This is a genomic window from Chlamydia suis (assembly GCF_900169085.1).
GTDB classification, from domain to species: domain Bacteria; phylum Chlamydiota; class Chlamydiia; order Chlamydiales; family Chlamydiaceae; genus Chlamydia; species Chlamydia suis.
Window position 1 is genome coordinate 408722 of record NZ_LT821323.1, and the last position, 11666, is coordinate 420387.

An 11666-nucleotide genomic window follows, 5' to 3' on the forward strand; every position below is an offset into this window, starting at 1 on the left:
ATTTACTGTTGCATGTCTTCTATTGTTAGGCTTTCTGGAATCACCGTAAGAAATTTAAAAAATGTCACGGTAGAATTTTGTCCCAAAGAAATTGTTCTGTTTACAGGAGTCTCTGGCTCCGGAAAGTCTTCCCTCGCTTTTAATACCATTTATGCTGCAGGAAGAAAATGCTACATCGCAACCCTTCCTTCTTTTTTCGCAACCAGAGTTCACTCTCTGCCAACCCCTGCTGTGAAAAAGATCGAAGGGCTATCCCCAACTGTCGCTGTAAAGCAAAATTTTTTCGAACAACATACACATGCAACTGTCGGCAGTACAACGGAAATTAACTCTTATCTAGCGCTACTTTTCTCATTAGACGGACAAGCTTACGATCCCGTTACACTACGCCCTTTAAACCTGTACAGCAAAGAAAAAATTCTTGCTGAAATAGCAGCTATTCCAGATGGAACTCAGCTTACTTTACTAGCCCCCTTGCCTGCAGGAGATGTTCTGGGTATCCGCGAATGCCTCCGTCAAGGATTCACAAAAATCTTGATTAACGGAGAGATCTTCCCGATTCATAAGTTTCTTGCAACAGGAGTCCCTGGTTCTGCTCAACTTGTTATTGATACGCTAATCAAAAATACTTCCAATACCCCTCGCTTAAAAGTCAGTTTGTTCACAACATTAGACATTGGCCGCGGAGAATGTTGCGTACATTTTGATAACCAAAAGCTCTTCTTTTCTACACAAGCAGTCCCTCTGGACACACAAACAACTTATTCACCATTATCCCCAGATCTTTTCTCCTCCCATAGTCATCAAAATCGTTGTCCTCAATGCCTCGGATCTGGAATTTTTGTATCTATAGAGGATCCCTCTATCATCCAACAGGCTCTCTCCATTGAAAAAAATTGCTGTCCTTTTGCAGGAAATTGTGCAACCTTTCTACACAGAACGATCTACCAAGCTTTAGCAGATAGCTTAGGGTTTAATCTTAGTACCCCATGGCAAAATCTTTCTCCTGACATCCAGCATATTTTTCTATATGGAAAAGAAGGTCTCTCTCTCCCAGTAACACTATTTGATGGAACTTTGGGGAAAAAAACCCAAACACATAAACAATGGAAAGGCGTACTGAATGAAATAGGAGAAAAAATCCGCTTCTCAAACAAGCCTTCTCGTTATCTTCCTAAAGGAACTTCGTATACAGCATGCCCCAGATGCAAAAAAACAGGTCTTAGTGATTACGCTAATGCCGCTCGGTGGCATGGCAAAAGCTTCGCAGATTTGCAACAAATGTCTCTTCAAGAGCTATTGCAGTTTCTGAACCAACTTCCTCAAAAAGAACCTGCTATTGAGGAGGTCATTCAAGGTTTGAAAGCTCGCCTAATCATGCTGAGAGACCTAGGTCTTTCTTATCTTTCTCCAGAAAGGGCCATAAATACTCTTTCCGGAGGAGAACAAGAACGCACGGCATTAGCTAAACACTTAGGGGCTGAGCTTATGGGAGTTACTTATGTGTTAGATGAACCCTCGATTGGACTGCATCCCCAAGATACTCATAAGCTGATGGAGGTTATTCAAAAGCTCCGCGACCAAGGAAACACGATCTTGCTCGTCGAACATGACGAACAAATGCTCTCTCTTGCAGACCGAGTCATTGATATTGGACCTGGAGCAGGAATTTTTGGAGGCGAAGTAGTTTTCAATGGATCACCTAAGGAATTTATAACAAAAAGCCACTCCATAACGGCACAATATCTGCGTCAAGAGCAGCACATTCCTATTCCTTCCAAACGCAAACGCTCCTTAGGAACCATCACTCTGTCCCAGGCAAATGCACATAATCTTAAAAATCTTTCTGTTTCTTTTCCCTTAGGACAATTGACGGTTGTAACTGGGGTGTCTGGATCTGGGAAATCTTCTCTTATTAATGATACTCTTGTTCCCTGTGTAGAAGAGTTTATCGAACAAGGTTCCTGCCCCTCCCTCTCTGTTCAGGGGAAGCTTTCTCGGCTCATTCATATCAACAGAGATCTTCCTGGGCGATCTCAACGTTCTATCCCCTTGACCTATATCAAAGCTTTCGATGAGCTGCGTCAGTTATTTGCTGAACAACCTCGCTGTAAACCCTTAGGGTTAACGAAAAGTCATTTCAGTTTCAATACCCCGCTAGGCGTTTGCCTAGAATGCAGAGGGCTTGGCTCCATAACCACTAACGACAATCAAGATGCCATAACCTGTCCTTCCTGTTCGGGGAAACGATTTCTCCCTCAGGTCTTAGAGATCCGTTATAAAAATAAAACCATCGCCGATATTCTAGAAATGACAGCGTGTGAGGCGGAAACCTTTTTCGCAGATAAACCCAGTATTCATAGCAAAATTCAAGCTTTGTGTACCCTAGGATTACACTATCTCCCTCTGGGCAGACCTCTCTACAGCTTATCTGGAGGCGAGATTCAAAGATTGAAACTGGCCTGCGAACTATTCTCCGCCGTTAAACATCCTACTTTATATGTGCTAGATGAACCCACAACGGGTCTGCACACCCATGATGTAAAGCAGTTGATTCATGTTTTACAGACTCTTGTTGACCAAGGACACTCCGTAGTCATTATCGAACATAACATGCACATAGTGAAAGTTGCTGATTACGTGCTTGAATTGGGTCCTGAAGGAGGTAATAAGGGAGGGTATCTCATAGCCTCTTGCTCTCCAGAAGAACTTGTCCTCAAACAAACCCCTACAGCCTTAGCCCTTCGGCCTTTCTTATCTCAAAGCCAAAAACTCCCCCTTCTCCCTGAACCCAGACAAAAACCTCTTGTTCCAGCAGCTATTACCATTACAAATGCTCACCATCATCATTTAAAACATATAGATGTTTCTATTCCTCGTTACGCGTTAACTGTGGTAACAGGCCCTTCGGCCTCAGGAAAACATTCTTTAGTCTTTGATGTTTTGCATGCCGCAGGAAACATTGCCTATGCAGAGCTATTCCCTCCCTATATTCGACAAGCTCTCATAAAAACAACGCCTCTCCCGGCCGTTGATAAGGTAACGGGATTGTCTCCTGTTATTGCAATAGAAAAAAAACAGGCACAAAACTCGACTCTCTCTATAGCATCAGCATTGGGAATCTCCGAAATGTTAGAAGAACTTTTCACTCGAATGGGACGTCCCTATTCCCCAATCTCTGGTGATGCATTGCGAGAAGTCTCTCCTCAAACTATTACTGAAAAATTGCTAACAGATTACACGCAAGGATACGTAACCATTACTATTCCTTGCCCTTCAGGAGAAAATTTTTTCTCCTACACGCAAGAAATGCTTCGGGAAGGATTTTTAAAACTTTATGCTAATGAACAACTCTACGATCTAGAGGGGCCTTTCCCGCCCTCTTTGAAGGACCCAGCCATTGTCATTCACCATGCAAAAATTTTAGAAAAAAATACTCCTTCCATTCTGGCTTCGCTCTCTCTAGCCCTCAGCAAATCTCCTTCTGTTTGCCTACATATTGAGCACCAGGGAAAGACCTTTTCTAAAACTTACAAGCTAGGATTACAAGATTCTGAAGGAAATCTATTTCCTAAAGGAAAACAGTTGCCCTCTGGGGACCAAACCTATCTTTGCCCTTGTTGTCATGGAAGAGGCTCTTTAACAACATTCTCTATACTTCCCTACAAACAAAGGTTTGCACAATACACTCCTCTATCGCTATTCACTAGCCTCTTTCCCAACCAAGATCCCTCGCCTATCTATTCTCTTCTCGAAGACTTGGAAATTCCCTCTACCACTCTGTTCTTGGAGATGGATGATGATGCGTTTCAAAATCTTTGCTTAGGAACTCAGCATCATCCTGGGTTCAACACTCTATGCACCAAGGCTATGCTCTCGCAATCTCCGTCAGATTTGCCATCCGACCTCCTCTCCCAAACCCCTTGTGATCAATGCAAAGGCCTCGGCACGTATGCCCACGAGCTCTATAGTTGTATTCATAACACTTCTTTATCAGACATCTATCAAGCGAACGTCTCGTTTTTAAAACAATTTCTTCTTTCTTTAGAAGATCCCCTCCCTTTTGTTCCTGATATTCTCCATAAACTTGAGCTTCTCGAACGCGTGGGGTTAGGCTACGTTATCCTAGGGCAAGAGCAAAGTTCTTTAAGCGACGGGGAACATTACCGCCTCCTACTAGCCAAAACTTTTTCTTCAGGTCTTACCGACATTATCTATCTTTTAGAAGACCCTTTGGCAGGCGTTCATCCTGAAGACGCTCCTTCCTTGCTATCCGTTATTAAAGAACTTGCTGCTAATCACAATACTGTAGTAGCGACAGATAGAGAGGGCTATCTTGCCCAACATGCGGACTGCGTTCTTTATTTAGGCCCGGAATCCGGACCTAACGGGGGACGCCTATTAGAGACCAGTTCCCTCAAAAATCCTCAACCCCTATCTCTAAGTACGCACACTGCAAAGAAAACCCCGGGGCTCTCAGTATCTTTATCAACCGCAGCCCTCCAAATAGACAAGCTTTCTATTCCTTTACGCAGCCTTTCAACGATTTCTGGAAGATCAGGATCAGGCAAAACTACTTTGCTAGTAGAAGGCATTTATAAAAGCGGCTGCGCAACACTTGAGAAAGACCCCTCTTTATTCTCTGAAATAATTTTCCTAGATTCTCACCCTCAATCCGCATCTTCTCGCTCGGACATCAGCACCTATTTCGATATTGCTCCTTCATTACGAAATTTCTTTTCTTCTTTAACACAAGCCAAAGCTTTAAATATTCCTTCTTCCATGTTCAGTCCAAACACGAAACAGGGACAATGCTCAGATTGTTGGGGCCTTGGGTATCAGTGGATTGATAGAGCTTTCTATGCCATGGAAAAACGCTCTTGTCCAACATGCGGAGGATTTCGTGTGCAACCGCTTGTGCAAGAAGTTGTCTATGAAGGCAAACATTTTGGGCAGTGGCTACAAGTTTCATTAAACGAAATCGCCGAAACCTTTCCTTTCTTAAAAAAAATTCAAAAACCTTTACAAACGCTCATTACCAATGGACTGGGATATTTGTCCTTAGGACAAAATATGTCCTCCCTTTCTCTGAGTGAAAAAATTTTCGTGAAATTAACGAAACACGTATTCCTTCCTCCCAAACATCCCACACTATTCCTATTAGACGAAGTAGCGGCTTCTCTTGATAACCAACAGAAATACACCCTACTATCTCAGTTAAATAACCTGGTCTCCTTAGGCCATACCGTAGTGATCGTAGAAAATCATCCCGCCTTCTCCCAACACTCAGATTTTTTGATACGCATGGAACATGAAACAGGGAAGGCTGGGTGTCGAATCATTTTTTCAGGGACTAATAAATCTTCTGTTCGATGACTTCTCTACGAGCACCGCCTCGATTCATCGCCCCATTTTTTAAGTAAGTTAGAGTAGATTAATACAGGGGAAAATGCGTAAACTAATCAACAAAGAGACTCACTAGATCTATTTATAGATTCTTTTAGCAAGATAGCGTAGCCGGTTCTTTAGTTATGACCTCTTATCAAGTTTCCTCAAGAAAACATCGCCCAAAAACCTTTTCAGAGATCCTTGGCCAAGATATGGTCGTATCCATACTCAAAAACTCTCTACGCCTCCATCGTTCCGCCCATGCTTACATATTTTCTGGAATTCGAGGGACTGGGAAGACGACTTTAGCTCGAGTATTCGCCAAGGCCCTGAATTGCCTGTCCCCTACAGAAAATCAAGAACCTTGTAACCAATGTGCTATTTGTAAAGAGATTTCTCTTGGCACCTCGATGGATGTCATTGAAATTGACGGAGCCTCCCATCGAGGCATCGAAGATATTCGACAAATTAACGAAACCGTCCTCTTTGTCCCATCAAAGGCTCGTTATAAGATTTATATCATCGACGAAGTGCACATGCTAACCAAAGAGGCCTTCAACTCATTATTGAAAACATTGGAAGAGCCTCCTTCCCATGTGAAATTTTTTCTTGCTACTACGGAAATTGCAAAAATTCCTAATACGATATCCAGTCGATGCCAAAAAATGCTTTTAAAACGCATTTCTGAGGAAACTATCATTGATAAGCTCCTGACTATCGCAAAATTAGGAGGAACAGAAACTTCTCGAGAGGCTCTACTCCCTATCGCCAAAGCTGCACAAGGAAGTCTTCGAGATGCAGAGTCTCTTTATGATTATGTAGTAGGGTTGTTCCCCGAATCCTTAACTCCTGAAGACACAGCTAAAGCTTTGGGGATTCTTTCCGATGATACTTTGTACCAAATTGCAGAAGCCATCACCACACAAAACTACGAAAAAGCTCTTTTACCCGTCTCAGACGCTATGCATACGGGGGTAGCACCATCTCACTTCCTTCAAGATATAACGTTACTTTTTCGCAGTTTCCTCTTAAAACAGTATTCTCAAAGATTTCATTCCATAGCAATTAAGTACTCTTCCGAAGTGTTACTAGAAATACTTGATTTTTTGGGAGAATCTGCTCGACATATTCATCTTGCATTATTTGAAAAAACGTTTTTAGAAACGGTGATTATTCGCCTTCTGCGCATCTATGCTCGACCTACGCTTTCTCAACTTGTTTCGCAAATACGACAGCCTGCCCAACCTCAATCACAGCCTGTTTCTTCATCCCTTGCGATAGAGCCTGCACACACACACACTGAACCTGTACAAGAAGCAAAACCTTCTCTACAAACAACAACCACAACAACACCTAAGCTCTCTCAAGGAAGTTTACTCACCCCGTCCCCCTCGCAGCCTAAGAAAGAGACTCCTGTGCAGAAAGTCTCTGCCCCGTCTTCTAATGCCCCCGCCTTTTCTGAAGCTGCTGCTATTGATACACTATTGCAATTCGCTGTTGTAGAATTTTCTGGAGTCTTAACTAAGGAGCCAAAACATGGGTAGCGGTTACGCTAAAAAGAAAAAAGAAGCTAAAATGCTAGAACGCCAATTCATGGAGATGGAAGCCTCTCTTGAGCAAAAACGCTTCTCAGGAGAGGCTGGGAATGGCCTTGTGGCTGTGACCATTAACGGGAAATGCGATCTTGTCGATGTCAAAATTAAACCCGATTGCCTAGACCCTGAAGATCCCGAAGTAGTAGCGGACCTATTTCGTGCCGCATTCAAAGCAGCAAAGGCCGCTTTGGATAGCGAAATGTCTGCTATGCACATGGGAATGCCCTTCTAACCTCCGTCACGCATACAAGAGCTTATAAACCTCTTCGTATGTTTTCGCCCGCAATAGCTGTTTCGTTAGCCGAGAGCACTCCTTTGCATTCAAATCTAACAGTCTCCTTTTCAAAGAATTTATTGCGGGAGTTACAACGGATAGTTCCTGTACTCCAAACCCTAAAAACATCGGCAAAAGAGCGGGATCTCCAGCCATCTCCCCACATACAGACACGGGGACATTTCTTTGTTTTGCCCGAGCTAAAACATGATGAATCATTCTAATGACAGAAGGATGTGGAACTCGAGTACAAATGCCAGGAAGAGAACGTTCTCGAGAAGTGCCTAGTGTATATTGAGCAAGATCGTTAGTTCCCAAAGCTATAAAGGTACTTTCCTGTAAAATCTCCTCTATCATCCAAACGGCAGAAGGAATCTCTATCATGCTCCCCCAAAAAACATTTTCACTCACCCCTTTTTGCTGTTGGACTTCCTCTTGAAATATTTTTTTCACCAAAATGATCTCTAAAGCATCCACCACTCCAGGAATCAAAACCTTTAATTTTCCTTTTCGAGACGCTATAGCGATTGCCTGTAACTGTCCTCTTAAAACAGTCTCTTGTTCCAACAACCAACGCACAGATCGATGAGAAGAAGAAATAAAGGGACAAGTTTTATCTTCTCCAAAATCAAACAATCGCAATACATTAGTGCCAGAACAAGAAAATTGCACCAATGCAGTGTATTGAGCAATTTGCTCTTCAACAAAAGGTAAACGTCCTAAAGAAAAAGCCATAAACTCCGAACGGAACAGACCTATAGCCGTTCCTGGAGACTCTTTGGCAATAGCCGGAAGCTCATTCACACTCACTATTTGGGCTGAAAGAGAAATACGCGGAAGAGTTTTTTCTATCGAAATGGGGACGGTAACAGAAACGGCCGCAGGCTTCCTATAATAGGTTTGAATCGTACTCAACTTAGGATTGAATGTGATCTCCCCCCTATCGCCATTAATAAGAACCACAGTCCCATTATACTCTTTGATTTTGTCCCAAGATTCTGAAGCAAAATTAGCTACATAGGGAATGTTTTTTGCTAATGAAACGATTGCTGTATGAGAAGTTTTCGATCCTTCTAGAGACACAAACCCTCTAATATACTTAGGGTTTGCATTAGCAGCCTCCGAAGGAGTAAGCTCTTCCGAAAAAACTATTAGATTCTGATCAGACTCTCCTAGGGAACTTTTATGCTGGCAACATAAATGTCCTATTACACGATTAGAAATATCATGGATATCCTGAACGCGATCTACAGCCGCAGCTGTTGTCTTCTGCACCGCACATAAAGATCTCTCGATCTCTCCCATTACAGAAGAAAAAACAAATTCTGCATTCTTACGATCTTTTCTGATTGTTTTAACCACCTCTTCTGTAAGAAGAGGATCTTTTATAATCTCTAGGTGTGCCTGCAAAATGGAAGCAATTTCCTGATAGCCCTGCTTCCCCTTAGCTTCTTTTTCTAAAGCAGCAAGGTCCGATCGAGACCTCTTCAAAGCCTTGTAATAACGATTGATCTCATGTTCCACTTCTTCCTGAGGAAGCGTTAGCTCTCGTATTCTTAAAGAGGTTTTCCCTAGCAATAAAGCCTTTCCTAACCCGATCCCAGGAACAATGGGTTCTCCAAACATTACAAATTCTTGCTGCAACTCCCAGTTTTGATTCGTAGTGCTCATTTACAACTCTCCGAATCCAGAATTAAAAGCCTCTGCAAGTTTCTGCATCACTCGAGGAGCCGAGCGGCCTTTTATGCGCACAACAATCTCACCGTTGTAGGAAGCTCCCAGCATAAGAATACTCATAACACTCCTAGCATTCACAGTCTTTCCCAAATAGGTAAGAGTGGCTTCGCACTCTTCGCCTTCAAACATTTTCACAATAGTTCCTGCCGGACGTACATGTATCCCCGAAGGATTGCGTATAGTGAAAATAGCTGTGAGTTCCCCATCCCCCCTAAAAGGAGCTTCCACAGGGCTATGAAGAACCCAATCATTCCCCCCGCTCATAGTTTGCTTCCTTATATTCGTAAAAACAAAACGATAATAGGCTAAATCCAATCAAAAAGACATGATATTCCGTCCTTAAAACGGCTTTTTAAAGCTAAAAAAGACTTCTAGTTTTCGTATTGCTAATATGTTTTCTAAGTTTTTTGACCTAAAAGATACTGTTCTAACCAAAGTAAAAACGTGTGGTAATGGTCATCAGAACCTATTTCCGGGAAAGAAAGTTTTCCATACAGAAATTGACTCTGGTTATCTAAGCACACATTATATGAAGGGAAATATTGCTGGATCTTAGTATCTATGATGAAGCAACGGCAATCTGCCACACCGTACTGAGCATAAAAGGGAAATATTCCTAAAGAACTACAATTATCTTCGCGAACAATTTTTCCCTTTCCTAACAACTCCTCTCTAAGAAGATACTGCGCTCGCGCTAAATAACGATAAGGGAAAATGCCCACCTCTCCTTCTCGAAAAAATCCATTGTGAATAGAGAAAAAACGTTGATAGGTCTCATCTCCTAGCTTCGGGAAAACCACCCCACGAGTCTCAAAAGGGGGAGCCCCTATGTACATTAAGCCTTTATAACTGTACACCATTTGCACGCTATAGGGAGCAGACAAGCTATTTCGAACTATCCTGACATCCAAATAGCTCAAAGAGGAAAAAAATGACAAATACCGGGGAAATCGCTATCCTCAACGCCCAATGCAGAAAACCAGAAGTCTTGAAGTAGTTCAATCCGATCTGCTTGAGATAAGCCCACCAGCTCATACCATCCCCTCGGCAATCTCGGAACTTTAGCAGACAACTCTTCCCAAGCAAATGTTCTGCGCATCTGCTCCAGAGAAAAAACTTCTACCTGTTGCTTAGAAAAAGCTGATGTTAAGCCATCTTTGTACCACTGCATTCCAAACCTCGTTACATCGCTTATCTGCCTTATGGGTAAGGCTGTTAAATTCTTGCTCCGTTTTTCGAAGACAACATCCTTTCTTCATCGGAGGAGCCTACTGGTGTGCTGGTATGCTCACCCATACGGCTCCTATCTGCTGTGCTCTTTTGATTGTAGCGCTCCATCCTTTTATTCCCAAACGCTGTTTAAAAACGCTTCTTTTCTTTTTTTTCTGTTTCTGTTGCCCATTACTCTTCTCTCCTTTTGTAACCTCCATTTCTCATAAACAGCGAGCCCCTTCCCTTTCAAAAATACGTGTAACCAAAGGTCCTGCCTCCGGTTATTTTGTAATTAGCAAGACAGGTAGCCACTCGTATTCAGGAATAGCTACTTCTCTAAAAACTAGGGATAATCACTCCTTCCAGAATCTTCCTTGCTCGATTATCTCTCCTTTTCCTCTGGATGAACAAACCCTTTACCACTTACACGGAATCATCTCCAAATCATCATGTCCCATTACTTTCCGCGTATCAAAAATACAGGATCAAACAACGCGTCCTTACTCTGAACTTAAAAACCTCTCCTCTTTCAAGGAGACCTTCCGCACTAGTCTTCACCAGCGATTTCTCAAATTATTCCCAGACCAGGATATCGGCAAATTTTCCTCTAGCCTGATCATTGGAACAGCTCTCCCTTATAAACAGAAAGAACTTTTCAAAAGCAAAGGACTCTCCCATCTTTTTTCCGTATCAGGATGGCATTTTTCCTTGTTCGCGAATGCTCTATTCTTTTTATTTGGCTCTCTTACCCCTAAGAGGAGATGTCTCCTCACACTTTTCTTATTATCGCTTCTCAATCTCATTTTCCCAACGTCTCCATCCGTACTTAGAACCTGGTTTTCTTCTATTCTCTTTTGTCTAACGCCTTTCACTGTAGGACACTGTTCTAGCTTAAATCGCTTGGGCATTAGTTTTATTTGCTGCTCTTTACTTTTCCCTATAGAATCTCCAGGTTTAATCCTTAGCTTTTTAGCTACTTTAGGCATTTTATTTTTCTTTTCCCCTCTAATACGCTTCTTCTATTACCCCTGGGAATCCTTATTCGGCGCTCGATGGTTCCTCTTTCCTCTTCGTTTTTTGTTTACAGCACTATCTATTTCTATCTCCGCGCAGCTTTTTATTATTTTCCCTATGATTCGCATGTTTAAAACCCTTCCCTTAGACGGGCTAATCTTCAACTTATTCTACCCTTCTCTCGTTATCCCCGTCTTCCTGCTGGTCCCTTTCTCATTTTTTAGCCCGATTTTATCCAAAGTTTCTGCATCGTATATTGCATGGATCCTTGATCTTCCTTGCCTACATGCTCCCAATATCCTCATCACATTAACATCAGCTCCTTTACCTTTGGAATGGATTATGCTTTTCTCTATCTTCCTTTTTTACCTAGGAGTATTTCTGTCGATAGGAAAGGCTTCTAACCCATCTGTTGAGCACTCAGTAATCATCTGAATTCATGCAAA

General features: G+C 42.4%; 8 protein-coding genes. 4 read left to right on the plus strand and 4 right to left on the minus strand.

The features are described 5' to 3' along the window. Positions 1–12 precede the first annotated feature (12 nt). The 3 genes from uvrA to B6E89_RS01835 all read left to right on the plus strand — a co-directional run bounded on the left by uvrA (position 13) and on the right by B6E89_RS01835 (position 7215). The gene (gene uvrA, locus B6E89_RS01825) at positions 13–5376 is read left to right on the plus strand and encodes an excinuclease ABC subunit UvrA (protein ID WP_080132996.1); all 5364 of its coding nucleotides are present in this window, start codon (positions 13–15) and stop codon (positions 5374–5376) included. 155 nt (positions 5377–5531) lie between these two features. Next, the gene (gene dnaX, locus B6E89_RS01830; RefSeq protein ID WP_080132998.1) at positions 5532–6932 is read left to right on the plus strand and encodes a DNA polymerase III subunit gamma/tau; all 1401 of its coding nucleotides are present in this window, start codon (positions 5532–5534) and stop codon (positions 6930–6932) included. Beyond that, positions 6925–7215, plus strand: coding sequence for a YbaB/EbfC family nucleoid-associated protein (locus tag B6E89_RS01835; RefSeq protein ID WP_080121421.1), 291 nt, complete (start codon positions 6925–6927; stop codon positions 7213–7215). The genes dnaX and B6E89_RS01835 overlap by 8 nt, the downstream gene beginning before the upstream one ends. A 6-nt stretch (positions 7216–7221) precedes the next feature. Here the strand turns inward: B6E89_RS01835 and ptsP are convergent, their stop codons facing one another. From ptsP to B6E89_RS01855, 4 genes are all read right to left on the minus strand, one after another. After that, entirely contained in the window at positions 7222–8928 is a 1707-nt protein-coding gene (gene ptsP, locus B6E89_RS01840; RefSeq protein ID WP_080132596.1) for a phosphoenolpyruvate--protein phosphotransferase, read from the minus strand. Continuing rightward, positions 8929–9258 carry an HPr family phosphocarrier protein gene (locus B6E89_RS01845; RefSeq protein ID WP_035406318.1) on the minus strand — a complete coding sequence of 110 codons (330 nt, stop codon included), beginning with the start codon at positions 9256–9258 and terminating at the stop codon, positions 8929–8931. A gap of 134 nt (positions 9259–9392) precedes the next feature. Next, positions 9393–9854: a hypothetical protein gene (locus B6E89_RS01850; RefSeq protein ID WP_035406635.1), complete on the minus strand. Its 462-nt coding sequence runs from the start codon at positions 9852–9854 to the stop codon at positions 9393–9395. 56 nt (positions 9855–9910) lie between these two features. After that, positions 9911–10165: a hypothetical protein gene (locus tag B6E89_RS01855; protein ID WP_035406321.1), complete on the minus strand. Its 255-nt coding sequence runs from the start codon at positions 10163–10165 to the stop codon at positions 9911–9913. Between B6E89_RS01855 and B6E89_RS01860 the strand changes: the two genes are divergently transcribed. After that, a complete protein-coding gene (locus B6E89_RS01860) occupies positions 10138–11655 on the plus strand; it encodes a ComEC/Rec2 family competence protein (RefSeq protein WP_080133000.1) in 1518 nt (505 codons plus the stop codon). The two genes, B6E89_RS01855 and B6E89_RS01860, sit on opposite strands and share 28 nt — an antisense overlap. Positions 11656–11666 lie beyond the last annotated feature (11 nt).